The following is a 20464-nucleotide window of genomic DNA, read 5'->3' on the forward strand; positions in this document are numbered from 1 at the left end:
CGGCCCATAATCAGCGCCTGCACCTAAGGCCGTGAGCGCACCATGACCCTGACCTCCGAGCTTCCCGCCGCGGCCACCGCACCGCGCAAGAGCCGCAAGAACAACCCGGAAAAGACCCGCGAGAACATTCTCCAGGAAGCCATCGTCGAGTTTGTCACCCAGGGCCTTTCCGGCGCCCGGGTGGACGCGATCGCGGAGCGTATCCAGACCTCCAAGCGCATGATCTATTACTACTTCGGCAGCAAGGAGCAGCTCTACGTCGAGGTGCTGGAGAAACTCTACGGCGACATTCGCAACACCGAGACACGGATGAACCTGACGGCCCTGGAGCCCCGGGAAGCGATCCGCCGGCTGGTGGAATTCACCTTTGATCACCACGATCAGAACGTGGATTTTGTGCGCATCGTGAGCATCGAGAACATCCACAACGCCGAGTATGTAAAGCAGTCGACGTCGATCAAGGCGATGAACAGCAACATCCTCGAAGCCCTTGGCACCACGTTGCGCCGGGGCGCCGAGTTGGGGTTGTTCCGGGAAGGGCTGGAGCCGCTGGACGTGCACTTGCTGATCAACTCGTTCAGCTTCTACCGGGTGTCGAACCGCCACACCTTCAGCGAGATCTTTCAGATCGAGTTGTCGGATGAGGCGGTCAAGCAGCGGCATCGGGCGATGATCTGCGAGTCGGTGTTGCGCTACCTGCAGGCTTGAGTTCAACACCGAGCAAAATGTGGGAGCGGGCTTGCTCGCGAATGCGGTGGGTCAGTAAAACATCCGGTGGCTGACACTCCGCATTCGCGAGCAAGCCCGCTCCCACATTTCTAATCCGGTTTCTACAGTTGGGTGGTCATGCTCTGGAAGTGCGCGAGCATGCGCTCTGCATCCGCCACTTCGCCAGTGAACAACTCAAACGCCTTCACCGCCTGAAACACCGCCATGTTGCCGCCATCCAGGGTGCGGCAACCCAGGGCGCGGGCGTTGCGCAGCAGTTCGGTTTCCAGTGGGAAGTACACGATCTCCGCTACCCACAAGTCGGCGCGCAAGGTGCCCAACGGCACGGGCATGCCCGGCAGCTTGGCCATGCCCATCGGCGTGGTATTCACCAGGCCATCGGCCTCGGCCATGGCGCTTTCCAGGTCATTGCCGGCCTGCGCCCGGCCGGTACCAAAATGCTGGTTGAGGTTGTTCGCCAGGCTGCGGGCACGTTCGGCGTCCATGTCGAAAATACTCAAGCGTTCCACGCCTTCACCCAGCAGCGCATGGGCGACTGCCGCCCCGGCGCCGCCCGCGCCCATCTGCACCACGAACTTTCGAGCCACATCACTCAAGCCCCGGCGAAAGCCTTCGGCAAAGCCCAGGCAGTCGGTGTTGTGGCCGATGCGTTTACCGTCGCAAAGCACCACGGTGTTCACCGCGCCGATGCCCCGCGCTTCGGGCGACAGTTCGTCCAGCAGCGGCAGGATCGCCTGCTTGCACGGGTAGGTGATGTTCAAGCCGGTGAAGTTCATCTGCTCGGCGGCCATCAACAGGTCGGGCAGCGCGCGGGCATCTGTTTGCAACTGGTCGAGGTCGATCAGGCGATACAGGTAACGCAGGCCCTGTGCATCGCCTTCGCGCTCGTGCAAGGCCGGAGTACGGGAAGCCTGGATGCCGGCGCCTATCAGGCCGGCCAGAATTCGACGTTTGGACACCGCGCTCATCCCTTCAAGTTCTTGCTGAAATGTTCGAGGGCGAGGTGATAACCGTGGCTGCCAAACCCGGCCAGCACCGCCTTGGCAATCGGCGACACGAACGAGTGATGACGGAACGCTTCCCGGGCATGCACGTTGGACAAATGCACTTCGATCACCGGTACTTCACTGGCCACCAGCGCGTCGCGGATCGCCACCGAAGTGTGGGTCCAGGCTGCCGGGTTGATCACGATGCCGGCGCAACGGGCGCGGGCGCCGTGGATCCAGTCCAGCAATTCGCCTTCGTGGTTGGTCTGGCGGAATTCGACTTTCAGGCCCAGTTGCTCGGCGCTGCGGCCACACAGGGCAGCAAGGTCGGCCAGGGTTTCATGGCCATAAGTGGCGGGCTCGCGAGTGCCGAGCAGGTTGAGGTTGGGGCCGTTGAGCACCAGCACGATGGGCGGCATAGAGGGTTCTCCACTGTTGTTTTTATGTATGTCGATAAAATGTACTGAATGGTTAATTTTGTCAATCGCGTGGGTGGGAACCGTTCGATTACCGAACGCAGAATGAAAACCACCGTTGTGTGGATCAGAGTTGATATCAATTGAAAATCATTCTCGACAACGCTTAAGATGCCCGCCTGTTTCCTTAACATTCCAGGGAGTCGGTTTGTCGGACGTGGATCTCAAAGGCCTGTTTCTCAAGCACGCCGATACCCTGCGCGGGTATCTCGCACGCAAGGTACGGGACCCGCAGTTGGCCGCAGACCTGGTGCAGGAGAGTTTCCTGCGCCTGGCGCAAAAGCCGGCCGGCGAGCGCATCGACAACTCCCAGGGCTATCTCTATCGCACGGCCGGCAATCTGCTGATCGACCATATCCGCCAGGAGGCGCGGCGCAAGACCGACTCCGTGCCCCATGAGGCGCTGGCCGAGATTGAAGATGAAATGGCCGGGTTGGAGGCTCAGGCGATGGCGCAGCAACAGCGGCAGGCATTGAAGCAGGCACTGGCGGAATTGCCGGAGCGTACCCGGCAGATTTTCCGTCTCAACCGGATCGAGGGCATGACCCATGCCCAGGTCGCGCGCCACCTGGGCATTTCCGACAGCTCAGTGCAAAAGCACCTGGCCAAGGCGCTGGCGTATGTCATGCAGCGTTTGCAGGAAGGTGAGGCGGGGCCGTCCGACGAATGAATTACCGACAAACCTGGGGTCAGACGTCACAGCGTTATATAACGAAAAATTCGAGATTCACACGTGAATAGCCCGGGTCCGCAACAGCACAGCATTACCGAGGCGGCTGCCGATTGGGCGGTGCGCCTGCACGCCGGCGCCCTGACCGATCAGGAGCAGGCCGAGCTGCGCCAATGGATCGCCAGAGACAGCCGCCATGAAGCGGCGCTGCGTTTTGCCGAGCAGACGTGGGCGGCGCTGGGCGAGGTGCATCGCGATGAGACGGTGCATCGCCAGCGGCCGCCCGCTACCGCTGCGCCGGTGCGCGGCCCTCGTCGGCGCAGGCCGTGGCGCATGGCGGCGAGTGTTGCGCTGTTGCTGGTGGTGGCGGGCGTCGGCTGGGTGCGCGGGCCTGAGGCGCTGCTGCAGATGCAGGCCGATTACTTCACCCAAAAAGGCGAAGTGCGCACCGTGCACCTGGCGGACGGCAGCAGCGTGCAACTGGATTCTGCGAGTGCGATCAAGCTGGAGTTTGACGGTGTGCAGCGGCGCATCAGCCTGATCAAGGGCTCGGCCATCTTTGATGTGGCGCCCATGGCCGGTGAGGAAAAAAGGCCGTTCGTGGTGCACAGCGCCAGCGGGCAAACCCGTGCCCTGGGCACGCGGTTTGTGGTCGAGCGTGAGGACGACCGGCAGGCCTGGGTCGGAGTGTTGCAGCACAGTGTGGCCGTCACGCTGCAGGCGCTGCCGCAGAAAGCAACTGTGCTCAAGGAAGGCCAGGCTGCGCGCTACAGCCCGGAGAACGGCGTGGTCGCCCTCGACGACTTCGACCTGGAGCGTGCCACCAGTTGGCGTCGCGGTGTGCTGATCTTCGACCGCTTGCCGCTGGCCAAGGTCATCGAACAGCTCAACCGCTACCGGCCGGGCAAGGTGGTGCTGACCAATGCCGACCTCGGCACCCGTGAAGTCAGCGGCGTGTTCCGCCTCGATATGCTCGACACGGCCCTCGGCACCCTGACCGAAGAATTACAGGTGCAGCGCTTTGATCTGGCGGGGCTGAGCCTGATCTATTGATGGGGGGCCGGGCCCCGTTTACGTCCTTTGAAAAAACTTTCAAAAAAACCTTACTGAGTTCCGACGCCTGACACGTCCTGTTAAGTGAGAAGTATTCGCATAAACAAGAATGGTCAGCGAAGGGATAACGTCGATGTCTGCAATCACCAAGGGGCGCAACACCGGTAGCCGGTTGGCCCTTGCCATCCACCTGGGGCTGTTAGCCTCCGCCTGCCAGGTGCAGGCCGCCGAGGCGCCAGTCGGTGAATCACAGCCTGTCACGTTGACGTTTGATATTGCGGCGCAACCCTTGGGCCTTGCCGTACTGACGTTCGCCGACCAGGCCGGGTTGCAAGTGTTGTTCGACAGCGCGCGCCTGCAAGGCCTCACCAGCACCGCGCTCAAGGGCCGTTACAGCGCCCAGGAAGGCCTCGGCCGATTGGTGGGCAGTGCACCGGTGGAATACCGCTTTACCGGGGACCGGCAGGTGACGCTGACTCGCGTCGGCGCCGACCATGACGGTGCGCTGACCGTGGGCACCACCACCATCACCGGCAACACCAACGGCAAGCCAAGCGACTGGGTGTATGACACACCGCGCTCGGTGGCCGTGATCAGTCGCGAGCAGATCGACAAACGCCCACCACGCCACGCCGCCGACATGCTCGAAGAAACCGCCGGCGTGTACACCGCCGTCAACCAGCGTGACCCGGGCCTGTCGGTGAACATCCGCGGCGTGCAGGACTACGGCCGGGTCAACATGAACATCGACGGCATGCGCCAGAACTTCAACGTCAACGGCCACCAGCAGCGCAACGGCACGATGTTGATCGACCCGGAATTCATCTCCAGCATCGAAATCGACAAGGGCAGCCAGTCCGGGCAGGGCGGTGCTGCCGTGTTGGGCGGGATTGCATCCTTCAAGACCCTGGAGGCCAGTGAGTTCCTGGCCGATGGCAAGGACTATGGCGGGCGTCTGCGTGCCGGTAGCGGGATTGGTGAACTGGGTAACGGCACCTATTTCAACGGCAGCGGTGTGTTTGCCTTTGGCGACGAGCGCGGCGACGTGCTGCTGGGGTACAGCGAACGGCATTTTGGCGACTACCGCGCCGGTACCCACAACGACCAGAAACTGGGTACTCATTTGCGCGCCCGTGACTCCCAGCCTGCGGCCTTCGACGATTGGCTGAACAGTGAGGTCGGTGACACCGGCAGCGTGACCCGCTCGCAAATCGTCAAGTTCGGCCTGAACCTGCCCAATGACCAACGGGTGCAACTGAGCTACCTGGAAAGTGACAGCGACAGCAATGACGCGTGGGCCTACACCGCCCCGGATAACCAGAGCGTGTACTACCAACGCGTCAGCAAGAACAACCTCAATGCCAGGAACGTCGGACTGGATTATCGCTACACGCCGGATAACCCGCTGATCGATTTCAAGGCCAAGGTCTACTACGTCACCACACAGATGGACCGGGACAATGCGCCCAACACCGCGTCGCTGACCTCCGGCAACTATGTGGCGGGCTACACGGATCATTTTCAGACCGATACCTGGGGTGTACAGGGCGACAACACATCGCGGTTCGACTTCGATGCGTTGGGTCATGTGAGTTGGAACTACGGCGTGGAGGTGTATCAAGACAAGTTCAAGCCCAGTACCAACAAGGTCGAGGCCACTAACCTTTCCGGCCTGTTGCCTTACGTTGAAGGCGGGACGCCCGGTGGCAAACGCACCATCGCCAGCCTGTTCAACAACCTGCAGTACGAATATGGCGACTGGCTGACGCTGGATGCGGGCTTGCGGTACGACCGCTATCGGCTGGAAGGGGTCACCGGGATGACGCTCTACCGGCGCGATCGGTTCTACAGCAGCACGGTAGGTGCCAAGCGTGTCGAGGAAGTGTTCGACATTGATAGAGAAGAGGGCCAGTTCTCTCCCACGTTCGGTATCGGCATAAAGCCGGGGCTGGACTGGATGCAACTCTACGCCCGCTGGGGCAAGGGCTGGCGCCCGCCGGCGGTAACGGAAACCTTCATGACCGGGCGTCCTCACGGTGGCAGCTCATCAGAGCGGGTGTTTCCCAACCCGTTCCTGAAACCCGAAGAGTCGCGGGACTGGGAAATGGGCGTGAACGTATTCAAAGAGGGACTGCTGTTCGGTGACGACCGCCTGGGCATGAAGGTGGCTTACTTCGATACCCGGATCGAGAACTTCTCTTTCCTCAATCACAGCGTCAGTTTGCCGGAGACCTCCGTCGGCGGTTTTCTCGGCACGATGGCGTACGTCAATAACACCAACCCCACGCGCTTTCGGGGGGTGGAGTACCAGCTCAACTACGACATGGGGCGGGCGTACGCCAACCTTAGTTACACCCACATGATCGGCAGTAATGAGTTCTGCTCGAAGAACTATTACATGGGCGGGGCGAAGAAGAACGGGCCGTCCACCACACGCTATGAACGCTACACCCGGCCAAACGGCACGACCGGCCTGCGCCCGGTGACCACGTATGAGGTGCTGGACGACGATGTCGCCAACAACAAGGAAAGCTGTGGCCGGATCATGGGCAACGCCACCTATATGCCGGCTGATCGCGGCTCGCTGACCCTGGGCGCGCGCTTCCTGGAAAAGCGACTCGATATGGGCGTCCGCGTGCGCTACAGCTCAGGCAATGGCGAGAACCTCGACTCACAAGGTTATGACTTCATCGACCAGGCGCTATGGCCCCAGTACACCCTCTATGACCTGTACGCCAGCTACTGGATGACCGACCAATTGAACATCGCCCTGGCGCTGGAAAACGCCACCGATGAGGCCTACTTCGTTGCGATGGGGGACGCCAATAACCTGAGCCTGGCGCGCGGGCGAACGTTGAGCGGGATGCTCGAATACAAGTTCTGATCAAGGTGCCACGGCACTTTATCAACCAACGGTTTTGCCCAAGGGTGGGCAAAAAGTGCGCTGTATGAGCGTGCTGATCAATCGTGTTGTTTATAATGAGGTTAAGTGATGACTATTTCTGTTAGTTACGAAGCTGCGCTCGGTGCTTACTCCGTCTCGGACTACCTGACCGACTGGGCACTGGGGTTCAACACTGCGGGTCACGGCAGCAGCAACACCGGCGGCTTCAGCAACGGCTCCCTGAGCGGCGACCAGTATTCGACCCACGGCGCCAACAATTCCGACTACGCGTTCATTGCCGACAGCAACACCAGCAACGGCCTGCACTACGTATTCAACCCGGCGCTGCCAGCCAGCCACAACGAAAACCACTACCTGTGGGGCAACCTGGATAACGTTCAACTGGGCACCGGCCTGGGCGGCGGCAATGGCAGCGACTTCACCCTCGATGCGTTCAAAGTGGCTTTCAACGGCCTTGACTTGAGCGCGGCACAAGGTGCAGGCCGCGTCGGCAACGACGTTCAGAACGTGATCTACAGCCTGATGCAAGGCAACACCTCGGCACTGGAAACCGTGCTCAACAACCTGCTGGACGACTTCGGCCTGTCCACCGCCAACACCTTCGACGAGATCTCGGCCGGCCTGGCAGCACACGCTACGGCAACCACCACCGACGTCGCCCTGGTAGGCGTGCAGGACGTTGCACAGGACTGGGCACTCGCTGCCTGATGTGGCTGCGCAATGAAAAAAGCGAATGGAAGATCGCTCTCCCATTCGCTGCGTAAACCCCGTCGTCGCCGTGAGTTTCGAAGGCCAGGGCGACGGCGGTGACAAATTCTGCGCAGCGGCGCGCGGCGTGTCAAACGCGGGCGGCGCTTCCCGATTTCCCCCATGAGACTCCCTCGATGCGCCATGCCGGCAACGAAACCCTGGCCGCTCTCACGGCCTATAAAAGTGGCTTCCTCAACATTGGCTTGTTTTCGGCAGTGATCAACCTGTTGATGCTGGCCCCGGCGCTGTACATGTTGCAGGTCTACGACCGGGTGCTGGCCTCCGGCAACTCGATGACCCTGTTGATGCTGACGCTGATGATCCTTGGCTTGTTCGGCTTGATGGGCGCGCTGGAGTGGGTGCGCAGCCAGGTGTTGATCCGCCTTGGCACACAGATGGACATGCGCCTGAACCAGCGGGTGTACGACGCCGCGTTCGAGGCGCAACTCAAGGGCGGCACCCAGGCGGCCGGGCAGGCGTTGAGCGACCTGACGACCTTGCGCCAGTTCGCCACCGGCCAGGCGCTGTTCGCATTTTTTGATGCGCCGTGGTTTCCGGTGTACTTGCTGGTGATCTTCCTGTTCCACCCCTGGCTCGGCGTCCTGGCGCTGGCCGGTGCGCTGATGCTGATGGCGCTGGCGTGGGCCAACCAGCACATCGGCCAGGCACCGTTGACTCAGGCCAATCAGCTGTCGATCAGCGCCAGCCAGCAGGCCACGGCCAACCTGCGCAATGCCGAAGCCATCGAAGCCATGGGCATGCTGGCAACCCTGCGTGCGCGCTGGTTTGCCCAGCACCAGGCGTTTCTGGCGGCGCAGAACCTGGCCAGTGAAAAGACCGCTGCCATCAGTGCCTGGTCCAAGGGCGTACGCCTGGCGTTGCAGTCATTGGTCCTCGGTCTGGGCGCATTGCTGGCGGTGCAGGGGGCTATTACGCCGGGCATGATGATCGCCGGCTCGATCCTGATGGGGCGGGTACTGAGCCCTATCGACCAGCTGATCGGCGTGTGGAAACAGTGGAGTTCGGCGCGCCTGGCCTATGAGCGATTGACCCTGATGCTGGCGGCCAACCCGGCGCGCACCGAGCGCATGAGCTTGCCGGCGCCCAGCGGCCAGTTGACGGTCGAACAGGTAAGCGCGTGTGCGCCCGGCAGTCGTCGGCCTGCGTTGGCCAACCTCGGGTTCAGCCTGCCTGCCGGTGACGTGCTGGGCGTGATCGGGCCTTCCGGTTGCGGCAAGTCGACCCTGGCGCGGTTGCTGGTGGGGGCCTGGGCGCCCTTGGCCGGCAAGGTGCGGCTGGACGGCGCGGACCTGGCGCAATGGGACAAGCAGCAACTCGGCCCGCACATTGGGTATCTGCCCCAGGACATCCAGCTGTTCGCCGGCAGCATCGCCGACAACATCGCGCGTTTCGGCACCGTGGATTCGGACAAGGTGCTCGCTGCCGCGCAAATGGCCGGCGTGCATCAACTGATCCTGCAGTTGCCCCAAGGCTACGACACCCAACTGGGGGAGGGCGGTGCCGGGTTGTCCGGCGGGCAGAAGCAACGTGTCGCGCTGGCGCGAGCGCTGTACGGCGTGCCTGCGCTGATCGTACTGGATGAGCCCAATTCCAATCTCGATGAGGCCGGCGAGCAGGCCTTGCTCCATGCCATCACCTTGCTCAAGGCGCAGCGTCGCACGCTGGTGCTGATCACCCACAAGACCCCTGTGCTGGCGTTGACGGACCAATTACTGATTCTGCGGGACGGCCAGTTGCAGGCGTTCGGGCCCACGGCGCGGGTGCTGGAGGCCACGCAGAAACCGGCGACCGCGCCGCCCAAACCGGTGTCGGCGATGAGCATGAGCTACCGCCTCGGTGAAGGAAAAAAAGCATGAGCCGACCTGTGCTTGTGACGGACAACAGCGTGCCGCCGGTGAACAACGTGCTGGCGCTGGACGATAAAAAATACGCGCGCCTGGGCTGGTTGCTGGTGCTCGGCGGGTTTGCCGGGTTCCTGGGCTGGGCCGCGCTGGCACCGTTGGACAAGGGCGTGGCGGTGTCCGGCAAGGTCATGGTGTCGGGGCACCGCAAGACGGTGCAGCACCCCGCGGGCGGGATCGTCGAGCGGATCGAGGTGCGCGATGGCGAGGTGGTGAGCGCCGGCCAGGTATTGATCCGCCTGAAGGAAACCCCGTTGCGCGGGCAGATGCAGTCTTTGCGCAGCCAGTTCATTGCGTCCCGGGCCAGCGAAGCGCGCTTGAGTGCCGAGAGCGAAGGCTTGTCGGCCATCGTCTTCGGTCCCGAACTGCTGAACGAGCCTGAGGCCGCCGCCACCTTGAGCCTGCAACGGCAACTGTTCAGCAGTCGCGCCCAGGCCCTGGCCACGGAGCAGCAAGGCCTGCGGGAAACCATCGCCGGGGCCGAGGCACAATTGCGCGGCACCCGGGAATCCCAGGCCAGCAAAGTGCTGCAACGCACCGCGATGAATGAACAACTGCAAGGCCTGCGCGAGCTGGCGCGGGACGGCTACATTCCGCGCAATCGGCTGCTGGAAAATGAACGGCTGTATGCCCAGCTCGACGGTGCGATTGCCGAGGATTTCGGCCGCATCGGCCAGTTGCAACGGCAAGTCCTTGAACTGCGCCTGCGCATCCGCCAGCTCGGCGAAGACTTCCAGAAAGACCTGCGCGGCCAACTGGCCGAAACCCGCACCCGCAGCGACGACTTGCGCAACCGGTTGGCCTCGGCCGAATTCGAACTGGCCAACAGCCTGGTGCGCGCGCCGGCGGCTGGCGTGGTGGTGGGGCTGGAGGTGTACACCGAAGGCGGCGTGATCAAGCCCGGCCAGGCGCTGATGGACATCGTGCCCCAGGGCGAACCACTGCTGGTGGAAGCGCGGGTGCCGGTGCAGATGGTCGACAAGGTGCACCCGGGCTTGCCGGTGGAGTTGCTGTTCTCGGCGTTCAACCAGAGCACCACCCCACGCATTGCCGGTGAAGTGACGCTGGTGTCGGCCGACCGCCAGGTCGACGAGCGCACCGATGAGCCGTATTACACCTTGCGCGCCCAGGTCAGTGCAGCTGGCATGCGCCAGCTCGACGGCTTGCAGATTCGCCCGGGCATGCCGGTGGAAGCGTTCGTCAAAACCGGTGAGCGCTCGATGCTCAACTACCTGTTCAAACCCTTGCTGGATCGGACTCACATGGCGTTGGTGGAAGAATGAAGGCGCTGTTATTCGGTCTGTGTTGTGCCTGCAGTGGATCGGTTCAGGCGCTGGGATTGCTCGACGCCTATGACTTGGCCCTGCGCAACGACCCGACGTTTCAGGCGGCAATCCAGGAGCGCGAGGCCGGCGAGGAAAACCGCATCATCGGCCGCGCCGGGCTGTTGCCGAACCTGTCCTGGAGCTACAACAACTCGCGCAATGAGTCCGAAGTCACCCAGTCGACGGCGGTGGGCAACGTCACCAGCGACCGCGATTACCGCAGCTATGCCTCGACCCTGACCCTGCAACAACCGCTGCTCGATTACGAAGCCTATGCGCGCTATCGCCAGGGTGCAGCGCAGGCGCTGTTTGCCGATGAACGCTTTCGCAGCAAGAGCCAGGAACTGGCCGTGCGGGTGTTGAGCGCCTACAGCCAGGCGTTGCTGGCCCAGGAGCGGATCGAGCTGAGCCGCGCCCAGAAACGCGCGTATGCCGAGCGCCTGCAACTCAATGAACGGCTGCTCAAGGGCGGCGAGGGCACCCGCACCGATGTGCTGGAAACCCAGGCACGCCTGAGCCTGGCCCAGGCCGAAGAGATCGAGTCCCTGGACACCCAGGACGCAGCCTTGCGCGAGCTGGAAGCGATTGTGGGCCAGCCGTTGCAGGTAGACGAGTTGGCGCCGCTGACTCGCCAGTTCGAGATCCCGCCGCTGGAGCCCAACCGTTTCGAGACCTGGCGGGAAATGGCGATGGCCAACAACCCGGAGCTCAAATCCCAGCACCACGCGCTGGACGTCGCCGAATACGAAGTGGAGCGCAAGCGCGCCGGGCACATGCCCAAGGTCAGCCTGTATGCGAGCAGCCGCCAGACCAGCTCGGATTCGGAAAGCAGCTACAACCAGAAGTACGACACCAACAGCGTCGGCATCCAGGTCAGCCTGCCGCTGTTCGCCGGTGGCTCGGTGTCGGCGTCGACGCGCCAGGCCGCCAATCAACTGTCCCAGGCCCAATATGAACTGGACGCGCAGACCGCCAGGACGCTGATCGAACTGCGCAAGCAATTCAACCTCAACACCAGCGGCGCGGCCAAAGTGCGGGCGTATGAAATGGCGGTCAGCTCGGCCACCGCCCTGGTGACGGCGACGAAGAAAAGCGTGACCGGTGGCGAGCGCGTCAACCTCGATGTGCTGGATGCCGAGCAGCAACTGTTCACGGCACGCCGCGACCTGGCGGATGCGCGGCATGCGTATCTGCTGGCGCGGATACAACTGAAGTATTTTGCAGGGTTGCTGAACGAGCAGGACCTGCGGGCGTTGGCGGGGTATTTCCAGCCATCGGCATGATGGCTATATCGGCTAACACACCGATCCACTGTGGGAGCTGTCGAGCCTTGGCGAGGCTGCGATGGCGGCGGGGCTGATGACATTTTTCTGTCTGACCCACCGCCATCGCGGCCTCGCTAAAGCTCGACGGCTCCCACATTTTGATTTTTGCAGTGCTGGGGATTTAACGCCGGGTCAACAACACACCCGATTCCATGTGGTGCGTCCACGGGAACTGGTCAAACATGGCGCACTGGGTAATCCGGTGCGTGTCATGCAGTTGCGCAATGTTCGCCGCCAACGTCTCCGGGTTGCAGGAGATGTACAGGATGTTCTCGAAGCGCCGGGTCAGCTCGCAGGTGTCCGGGTCCATGCCGGCACGCGGCGGGTCGACGAACACGCTGCCAAACTCGTAGCTCTTGAGGTCGATGCCGTGCAGGCGGCGGAACGGCCGCACTTCATTCAAGGCCTCGGTCAGCTCTTCGGCAGACAAACGCACCAGGGTGACGTTATCCACCGCGTTTTCATCGAGGTTGCTCAGTGCCGCGTTCACCGAAGTCTTGCTGATCTCGGTGGCCAGCACTTTGCGCACGCGAGTGGCCAGGGGCAGGGTGAAGTTGCCGTTGCCGCAGTACAGCTCCAGCAAGTCGTCACTGCGATCGCCCAGGGCTTCGAATGCCCAGTTGAGCATCTTCTGGTTCACCGTGCCGTTGGGCTGGGTGAACGCGCCTTCAGGCTGGCGATAGCTGAAGGTGCGACCGCCGACGTCGAGTTTCTCGACCACGTAATCGCGGCCGATCACATCGCGCTTGCCCTTGGAGCGGCCGATGATGCTGACGTTCAGGTCTGCCGCCAGCTTGTTCGCCGCCGTATGCCAATGCTCGTCCAGCGGTCGGTGATAGCACAGGGTGATCATCGCGTCGCCGGCCAAAGTGGTGAGGAACTCCACCTGGAACAGCTTGTGGCTCAGGGCGGCGCTGGCTTGCCAGGCGGCCTTGAGTTGCGGCATCAATTGGTTGATGCGCAGGCTGGCAATCGGAAACTCTTCAATGAGGATCGGTGTGCGCTTGTCGTCCTGGGAGAACATTGCGTAGTGGCGCTGACCCTCTTCGCGCCACAGGCGGAACTCCGCCCGCAGGCGGAAGTTCTGCAACGGCGAGTCGAAAACCTGAGGCTCTGGCGCGTCGAACGGCGCCAGCAGGTCACGCAGGCGCGTGACCTTTTCTTCCAGTTGAAAGGTGTAGCTTGCGGCGTCAAAAGTCATGCGTTGAACCAGCCCAGCTTGATCACAAACAGAATCGACAGGATCACCAGCGCCGGGTTCAGCTCACGGTAGCGGCCCGAAAGCAGCTTGATGGCGGTCCAGGCGATGAAACCGAAGGCAATGCCGTTGGCGATGGAATAAGTGAATGGCATCGCCAGGGCGGTGATCACCACCGGTGCGGCGACGGTGATGTCGTCCCAGTCGATTTCGGCCAGGCCCGAGGTCATCAGCACGGCAACGAACAGTAGCGCCGGTGCGGTGGCGAAGGCCGGAACGCTGGCCGCCAGTGGCGAGAAGAACAGCGCCAGCAGGAACAGGATCGCGACCACCACGGCGGTCAAACCGGTACGGCCACCGGCGCTCACGCCCGCCGCCGATTCGATGTAGCTGGTGGTGGTCGAGGTGCCCAGCAGCGAGCCGGCCATGGCCGCCGTACTGTCAGCGATCAGCGCACGGCCCATTTTCGGCATGTGGCCGTCCTTGCCCATGAGACCCGCGCGCTTGGCGACGCCGATCAGGGTGCCGGAGTTGTCGAACAGGTCGACGAACAGGAACGCGAAAATCACGCTCACCAGGCCGATGTCCAGGGCGCCCTTGATGTCCAGTTGCAGGAAGGTCGGGGCCAGCGAAGGTGGCATCGACATCACGCCGCCGAACGGGGTGAAGCCCAGCACGATGGAGGCGATGGTCACCACCAGGATGCCGATCAATACCGCGCCGCGCACTTTCAGGGCTTCCAGCGCAACGATCAGCGCGAAGCCGAGGGTGGCGAGGATCGGCGCGGGTTGTTTCAGGTCGCCCAGGCCCACCATGGTGGCCGGGTTGCTGACCACGATGCCGGCGTTGTGCAGGGCGATCAACGCCAGGAACAGGCCGATACCCGCCGCAATCGCCGAGCGCAGGGGCAGCGGGATGCTGTTGATGATCCATTCGCGGATGCGGAAGATCGACAGCAGGAAGAACAGCACTGCCGAGATGAACACCGCGCCCAGCGCCACTTGCCAGGTGTGGCCCATGTGCAGGACCACGGTGTAGGTGAAGAATGCGTTGAGGCCCATGCCCGGTGCCAGGGCAATCGGGTAGTTGGCGATCAGGCCCATCACGGTGGAACCGATGGCCGCCGCGAGGCAGGTCGCGACAAAGACCGCGCCCTTGTCCATGCCGGTCTCACCGAGGATGCTCGGGTTGACGAACAGGATGTAGGCCATGGCCAGGAAGGTGGTGACGCCCGCGAGAATCTCGGTGCGCACATTCGTGTTGTGTGCCTTGAGTTGAAACAGCTTTTCCAGCATGCCTGCTCCCTGTGACGCTATTTTGCGTCGTTATTTGTTGACCTCTAAGTCAAAGCACAAACTGCGCCAAGCGCCTGTGGTTCCAGAGAGGATCGGAAAAAGCGGCGCATCATACCAGCAGCCGAGGGCCAGTGGCGCATAGGCTTGATCATGGCCTTGAGGCATACTGCGCCGACGTTTATTACAGGGTCATCGACAGCATGAAAAAAGCCAGCGCCTGGAGTCTAGCTCTGTTCGGTTGCATCGGCCTGTGGCTCGGTGCGGCACCGGCGTGGGGCGCGCCTGCACCGGCGTTGAGCGAGGTGCGGGTATTCAAGGTTCAGTCGGCCAAGTGCACTGAAACCATTCCCGAGCGGGCCGACAGCACCCAGATGTGCACGCACCGCGGGCAGACACTGGTGTACGTGATGGAAGTCGGCCTGGGCAACAGCCCACAGGCATTTTTCGACGGCGCGTCGGTGCCCCGTATCAGCACCACCGCCGTCTGCCAGGTGGGTTCCATCAGCCAGCCATGCAGCGGCGCGGGAACGTTGATGGGCTACATCTATACGTTCCAGCTGGATAATGTCGAAGCCGGCGGCACGTTCCAGTACAGCAACACCTCGATCAACCCACCGCGCAACCAGTTGGTCACCACCCTCGGCATTCGCTGATCGCCACCCATCAATTGCCTTGAACGCTCATAAACTCCGGAAGTCGGACCGCTAAGACGGCGACTTTTCTGAACGCCGCGATTGCACACCAATCCGTGAGGTGTTTATGAGCGCAACCCCCAATGGCGCGGCGGCCAAGCCGTTCGTCAGTCATCCGATACGCCTGACCCTCAATCGGGACCCCATCCAACTGGATGTATTGCCCTGGACCACCCTGCTGGACCTGCTGCGCGAGCAACTGGACCTGACGGGCACCAAGAAGGGCTGCGACCACGGCCAGTGCGGCGCCTGCACCGTGTTGCTCAACGGTAAACGGGTGAACGCCTGCCTGACCCTGGCGGTGATGTGCGACGGTGCCGAATTGACCACCATCGAAGGCCTGGCCTCGGGCGACGACCTGCACCCGATGCAACAGGCCTTTATCAAGCACGATGCCTTCCAGTGTGGCTACTGCACGCCGGGGCAAATCTGCTCGGCGGTGGGCCTGGCCCGTGAAGGCCGCGCCCACGACACCGCGCAGATCCAGGAACTGATGAGCGGCAACCTTTGCCGCTGCGGCGCCTACAACAACATCCGCGATGCCATCGAAGAAGCCTTGCCGGCGTGCCGCGTGCAGGGAGGTGAGCAATGAATCCCTTCCATTACAGCAAGCCGGCCGACGTGCAGGAGGCGGTGCACCTGGTCAGCCCGGCGTCGCGGTTTATCGCCGGTGGCACCAACCTGCTGGACCTGATGAAAGAGAACATCAGCCGCCCGGAGCACCTGATTGATATCACCGGGCTGCCACTTCGCGACGTGGAAGAAACTCCCGGGGGCGGCTTGATGATCGGTGCCCTGGTGAGCAACGCCGACCTGGCCTGGCACCCGCTGATCGAGGAACGCTACCCGCTGCTGTCCCAGGCCATCCTCGCCGGCGCCTCGCCGCAATTGCGCAATATGGCCAGTACCGGCGGCAACCTGCTGCAACGCACCCGTTGCTACTACTTCTATGACGCCGCCGTGCCCTGCAATAAACGCGAGCCCGGCAGTGGCTGCCCGGCGCGGGTCGGTTTGAACCGCATCCACGCGATCCTCGGCGCCAGCGACCAGTGCGTCGCCACCCATCCTTCGGACATGTGCGTGGCCCTGGCCGCCCTGGATGCGCGGGTGCATGTGCAGGGCCGGGGTGGTGCGCGGGTCATCGAGTTCGCCGACTTTCACCGGCTGCCGGGCGATGCACCCCAGCGGGATAACCAGTTGGCCGACGACGAACTGATCACCGCCATCGAGTTGCCTGCCGACCACCTGGCTGCCCACAGTCACTATCTTAAAATCCGTGACCGGGCTTCCTACGCCTTCGCCCTGGTATCCGTCGCGGCGGCGCTGGAGCTGGATGGCGATGTGATCGTCGACGCCCGCCTGGCCCTGGGCGGCGTCGCCCACAAGCCATGGCGTGATCGCGCGGTGGAAGCCGCGCTGATCGGCCAGTCCGTCAGCCGCGAAACTTTCAGCACTGCCGCCGAAACCCTGCTCCTAGACGCCGAGCCGCTGGAGCACAACGGCTTCAAGATCAAACTGGCACGCCGCGCGATCATTCGCGCCCTGAGCGATGCTGCTGTTGCAGGAGCCACGTCATGAGCGCAATCGGCAAACCGTTGGACCGGGTCGACGGTCTGCTCAAGGTCACCGGGCAAGCGCGCTATGCCGGTGAGTTTCCCGAGGATGGCTTGCTGCACGGCAGCGTGGTGTCGAGCAACATCGCCAAGGGCCGGGTCATCCGCATTGATGCGTCCCAAGCCCTGGCGCTGCCCGGTGTGGTGATGGTGCTTGATCACCTCAACCGCCCGAAACTGGCCAGCTACGACGACAGCTACGCCGATGCCGATGCTGCCGACGGCTCGCCGTTTCGCCCGCTGTACAACGACCGCGTGCTCTACAGCGGCCAGCCGTTGGCATTGGTGATTGCCGACAACCTGGAGCTGGCGCGCCACGCCGGTTCCCTGGTGCAGATCGAATACGCCGCCGAGCCTGCCGAGACCGATCTGCTGGCCTTGCAGGAGCAGGCGCACCCGTCGCCGCAAACACCGCCCAAGCCGCGCGGCAACTTCCAGGCCGAATGGACCGGCGCCGCCACGAGCCTGGATCTGCACTACAGCACGCCCATCGAACACCATAACCCCATGGAACCCCACGCCAGTACCGTGCTGTATCAGCCGGACGGCACCCTGCATATCCACGACAAGACCCAGGGCCCGCAGAACTGCCAGGCCTATGTGCAGAAAGTCTTCGGCCTGGATAAAAGCCAGGTGCGGATCTTCGCCGCGTTCGTCGGCGGCGCCTTTGGTTCCGGTCTGCGCCCGCAGTACCAGTTGCCGCTGGCAGTGATGGCATCGCTGGCCCTGAAGCGTTCGGTGCGCGTCACCCTCACGCGCCAGCAGATGTTCACCTTCGGTTATCGCCCGCGCACCTTGCAGCGCCTGCAACTGGGTGCTGCCGCCAATGGCCGCTTGCTTGCCCTGGGCCACACCGCCATCGGCCAGACCTCGCGCTTCGAGGACTTCAGCGAACACGTGGTGGAATGGAGCGGCATGCTTTATCACTGCGATAACGTGCTGCTGACCTACAAGCTGGTGCCGCTGGACGTGTTCACACCGCTGGACATGCGCGCCCCCGGCGCAGCGCTGGGGGTGATCGGCCTGGAATGCGCGATGGATGAACTGGCCTGCGCCCTGGGCATCGACCCGGTGCAATTGCGGCTGATCAACTATGCCGAGCGCAATCAGAACGAAGACAAGCCCTGGTCCAGCAAAGCGTTGCGCGAATGCTACAGCGAAGGTGCCGAGCGTTTTGGCTGGAGCCAGCGCAACCCGGAGCCGCGAAGCATGCGCGATGGTCGCCAACTGATCGGTTGGGGCATGGCCGGTGGCGTGTGGGAGGCCCTGCAAATGAAGGCGAGCGCCAAGGCACGCATCGACCACCTCGGCAAGCTCACGGTCAGCAGTGCCACCACCGATATCGGCACCGGCACTTACACGGTCATGGCGCAGATCGCCGCCCAGGCCAGCGGCGTGCCGGTAGGCGATGTGACGTTCCTGCTGGGGGATTCATCGCTGCCGACGGCGCCGTTGCAGGGCGGCTCGTTTACCGTGTCGTCGGTGGGCAGCGCGGTGCAACAGGCCTGTGAAGCGTTGAACGCCAAGCTGTTGGACATTGCGCGCAAGACGTACCCGGCGTTCAAAGACGCTGAGTCGGCGCGGTTTGAGAATGGCCAGATGCACGCCGGTGACCAGCGCATCTCCCTGGCGCAATTGGTGCAAGACAGCGGCGAGCAGGCGCTGGAAGTGCAGGTGGATTGCGAGCCGGGCAAACAGCGCGAAGGCTATGCCTCTGCCACGCATTCGGCGGTGTTTGTCGAAGTGCGGGTGGATGAGGACCTGGGCACCATCAAGGTCAGCCGGGTGGTCAGTGCGATTGCGGCCGGGCGGGTGGTCAATCCGAAGATGGCCCGTAGCCAGATTCTCGGCGGGGTGGTCTGGGGCATCGGCATGGCGTTGCATGAGGAGACCCAGGTCGATCACGCATTGGGTCGCTCCATGAACCACAGCCTGGCCGAATACCACATTCCGGTAAACGCGGATATCGGCGAGATAGATGTGCTGTTTGTCGAAGAACACGACGAGATCGTCAACGCCCTTGGTTCCAAGGGCGTCGGCGAGATCGGGATAGTCGGGGTGGCGGCGGCGGTGGCCAACGCGGTGTATCACGCCACCGGCAAGCGGGTGCGGGACTTTCCCGTCACCCTCGACAAGGTCTTCTAAACCTTGGCGGGCTCTTCCACCGGCACATGCATGCGGTCGCGGTTGGCCAGGGTCGGGAACAGTTTGATCCAGACCCCGGTCACCACCAGCGTGCCGATGCCGCCCATGACCACGGCGGGCACGGTGCCGAACCAGTGGGCGGTGATCCCGGACTCGAACTCGCCCAACTGATTCGACGCGCCGATAAACAGCCCGTTGACCGCGCTTACCCGGCCGCGCATTTCGTCCGGGGTTTCCAGTTGCACGAACGAGGCGCGGATCACCATGCTGATCATGTCCGCTGCGCCCAATACCACCAGCACCGCCAGGGAGAACCAGAACGAGGTCGACAGGCCGAACGCGATGGTGGCTACGCCAAACACCCCGACCGCCGTAAACATGATCCGCCCCACATGCCGGTCGACGGCAAACCGCGCCAGCCACAACGACATCAACAACGCCCCGACCGCTGGCGCCGAGCGCAGCAGCCCAAGGCCCCACGGCCCGGTCAGCAAAATGTCCTTGGCGAACACCGGCAGCAAGGCCGTGGCGCCGCCCAGCAATACGGCGAACAGGTCCAGGGAAATCGCGCCGAGGATGTCCGGCCGACTGCGGATAAAACGAATCCCGGCCAGCAACGAATCCATGGTCGCCTTGGCCTTGTTCAGCGGCGTCTGGCGCGCGGGCAGGTTGAGGGTCAGCACGCAGGCGATCAGGTACAGCACCACCGTGGGGCCGTAGACCCAGACACTGCCAAAGGCGTACAGCAGACCGCCCAGCGCCGGCGCCACGATGGTGGCCAATTGCTGCGCCGACTGCGACGACGCCACGGCGCGGGGAAACAGTGCAGTGGGCACGATGCTCGGCAGCAGGGCCTGGGTGGTGGGCATTTCAAACGAGCGGGCTGCGCCCAGCAGGAATGCCAGGATAAAAATCATCTCGCGGGTGACATTGCCGGTCAGTCCGCCGATTGCCAGGGATAGCGCGATCAACGCTTGAACGGTCTGGCAGATGGCTGCGACCTTGCGCCGTTCATAGCGGTCGGCCACATGGCCGGTGTGCAGCATGAACAGTACCCGCGGTACGAACTCCACCAGGCCGACCAAGCCCAGGTCCAGCACGTTGCCGGTCAGTTGGTAGAGGTTCCAGCCGATGGCCACGGTGAGCATCTGGAAACCGCTGGCGGTGAAGATCCGCGCCAGCCAGAACGCGATGAAAGGGCGGTGGTGACGTAACAGCAGCGCGGGTTCACTGGGCATCGGGGAGACGGGTCTGGGTGGGGGAACGGTGAGGTTATCACCAACTTGTAACCAATAGTTGCGTGGTGGGTTGGGGGGTATGAGATATGTTCAGTCTGGCTGAGTACATATCCGTTTCTTCGGTAACGGCCACTTATGGTTC

17 protein-coding genes are annotated in these 20464 nt (G+C 62.9%); 12 read left to right on the forward strand and 5 right to left on the reverse strand.

What is annotated here, in order from left to right:
* The first annotated feature begins 42 nt into the window (after positions 1 to 42).
* Positions 43 to 708 carry a TetR/AcrR family transcriptional regulator gene (locus tag HX807_RS24390; protein ID WP_003215538.1) on the forward strand — a complete coding sequence of 222 codons (666 nt, stop codon included), beginning with the start codon at positions 43 to 45 and terminating at the stop codon, positions 706 to 708.
* A gap of 122 nt (positions 709 to 830) precedes the next feature.
* Here HX807_RS24390 and HX807_RS24395 read toward each other — a convergent pair whose 3' ends face one another.
* Together HX807_RS24395 and aroQ are read right to left on the reverse strand one after the other, a co-directional pair.
* Positions 831 to 1697, reverse strand: coding sequence for a shikimate dehydrogenase (locus HX807_RS24395; RefSeq protein WP_177051331.1), 867 nt, complete (start codon positions 1695 to 1697; stop codon positions 831 to 833).
* The gene (gene aroQ, locus HX807_RS24400) at positions 1694 to 2134 is read right to left on the reverse strand and encodes a type II 3-dehydroquinate dehydratase (protein ID WP_003215541.1); all 441 of its coding nucleotides are present in this window, start codon (positions 2132 to 2134) and stop codon (positions 1694 to 1696) included. Before aroQ ends, HX807_RS24395 begins: the two co-directional genes overlap by 4 nt.
* A gap of 205 nt (positions 2135 to 2339) precedes the next feature.
* Between aroQ and HX807_RS24405 the strand changes: the two genes are divergently transcribed.
* From HX807_RS24405 to HX807_RS24435, 7 genes are all read left to right on the forward strand, one after another.
* A complete protein-coding gene (locus HX807_RS24405; RefSeq protein WP_003215543.1) occupies positions 2340 to 2861 on the forward strand; it encodes an RNA polymerase sigma factor in 522 nt (173 codons plus the stop codon).
* A gap of 63 nt (positions 2862 to 2924) precedes the next feature.
* Positions 2925 to 3914 carry a FecR family protein gene (locus tag HX807_RS24410; protein WP_177045443.1) on the forward strand — a complete coding sequence of 330 codons (990 nt, stop codon included), beginning with the start codon at positions 2925 to 2927 and terminating at the stop codon, positions 3912 to 3914.
* A gap of 133 nt (positions 3915 to 4047) precedes the next feature.
* Positions 4048 to 6798 carry a TonB-dependent receptor gene (locus HX807_RS24415; protein ID WP_102369949.1) on the forward strand — a complete coding sequence of 917 codons (2751 nt, stop codon included), beginning with the start codon at positions 4048 to 4050 and terminating at the stop codon, positions 6796 to 6798.
* Positions 6799 to 6906: 108 nt separating this feature from the next.
* The gene (locus HX807_RS24420; RefSeq protein WP_003215551.1) at positions 6907 to 7527 is read left to right on the forward strand and encodes a heme acquisition protein HasA; all 621 of its coding nucleotides are present in this window, start codon (positions 6907 to 6909) and stop codon (positions 7525 to 7527) included.
* 176 nt (positions 7528 to 7703) lie between these two features.
* Positions 7704 to 9446 carry a type I secretion system permease/ATPase gene (locus HX807_RS24425; RefSeq protein ID WP_177051333.1) on the forward strand — a complete coding sequence of 581 codons (1743 nt, stop codon included), beginning with the start codon at positions 7704 to 7706 and terminating at the stop codon, positions 9444 to 9446.
* Positions 9443 to 10774, forward strand: coding sequence for an HlyD family type I secretion periplasmic adaptor subunit (locus HX807_RS24430; protein WP_003215553.1), 1332 nt, complete (start codon positions 9443 to 9445; stop codon positions 10772 to 10774). The genes HX807_RS24425 and HX807_RS24430 overlap by 4 nt, the downstream gene beginning before the upstream one ends.
* Positions 10771 to 12099: a TolC family outer membrane protein gene (locus HX807_RS24435; protein ID WP_102369945.1), complete on the forward strand. Its 1329-nt coding sequence runs from the start codon at positions 10771 to 10773 to the stop codon at positions 12097 to 12099. The genes HX807_RS24430 and HX807_RS24435 overlap by 4 nt, the downstream gene beginning before the upstream one ends.
* Positions 12100 to 12262: 163 nt before the next feature.
* Here the strand turns inward: HX807_RS24435 and trmA are convergent, their stop codons facing one another.
* Positions 12263 to 13342, reverse strand: coding sequence for a tRNA (uridine(54)-C5)-methyltransferase TrmA (gene trmA, locus HX807_RS24440; RefSeq protein WP_177051335.1), 1080 nt, complete (start codon positions 13340 to 13342; stop codon positions 12263 to 12265).
* Complete coding sequence (locus HX807_RS24445) at positions 13339 to 14634, reverse strand: NCS2 family permease (RefSeq protein WP_003215557.1); 1296 nt, start codon at positions 14632 to 14634, stop codon at positions 13339 to 13341. The genes trmA and HX807_RS24445 overlap by 4 nt, the downstream gene beginning before the upstream one ends.
* Before the next feature lie 200 nt (positions 14635 to 14834).
* Between HX807_RS24445 and HX807_RS24450 the strand changes: the two genes are divergently transcribed.
* From HX807_RS24450 to HX807_RS24465, 4 genes are all read left to right on the forward strand, one after another.
* Positions 14835 to 15287 carry a DUF4879 domain-containing protein gene (locus HX807_RS24450; protein WP_177020966.1) on the forward strand — a complete coding sequence of 151 codons (453 nt, stop codon included), beginning with the start codon at positions 14835 to 14837 and terminating at the stop codon, positions 15285 to 15287.
* 106 nt (positions 15288 to 15393) lie between these two features.
* Positions 15394 to 15918, forward strand: a complete 525-nt coding sequence (locus HX807_RS24455; protein WP_003215562.1) for a (2Fe-2S)-binding protein — start codon at positions 15394 to 15396, stop codon at positions 15916 to 15918.
* Positions 15915 to 16904 carry a xanthine dehydrogenase family protein subunit M gene (locus HX807_RS24460; protein WP_177045455.1) on the forward strand — a complete coding sequence of 330 codons (990 nt, stop codon included), beginning with the start codon at positions 15915 to 15917 and terminating at the stop codon, positions 16902 to 16904. Before HX807_RS24455 ends, HX807_RS24460 begins: the two co-directional genes overlap by 4 nt.
* The gene (locus HX807_RS24465) at positions 16901 to 19084 is read left to right on the forward strand and encodes a xanthine dehydrogenase family protein molybdopterin-binding subunit (protein ID WP_008436635.1); all 2184 of its coding nucleotides are present in this window, start codon (positions 16901 to 16903) and stop codon (positions 19082 to 19084) included. Before HX807_RS24460 ends, HX807_RS24465 begins: the two co-directional genes overlap by 4 nt.
* Here HX807_RS24465 and HX807_RS24470 read toward each other — a convergent pair.
* Positions 19081 to 20322, reverse strand: a complete 1242-nt coding sequence (locus tag HX807_RS24470; protein ID WP_063026986.1) for an MFS transporter — start codon at positions 20320 to 20322, stop codon at positions 19081 to 19083. The two genes, HX807_RS24465 and HX807_RS24470, sit on opposite strands and share 4 nt — an antisense overlap.
* Between the last annotated feature and the right edge of the window lie 142 nt (positions 20323 to 20464).

Source organism: Pseudomonas sp. D8002, from assembly GCF_013385695.1.
Classification (GTDB): domain Bacteria; phylum Pseudomonadota; class Gammaproteobacteria; order Pseudomonadales; family Pseudomonadaceae; genus Aquipseudomonas.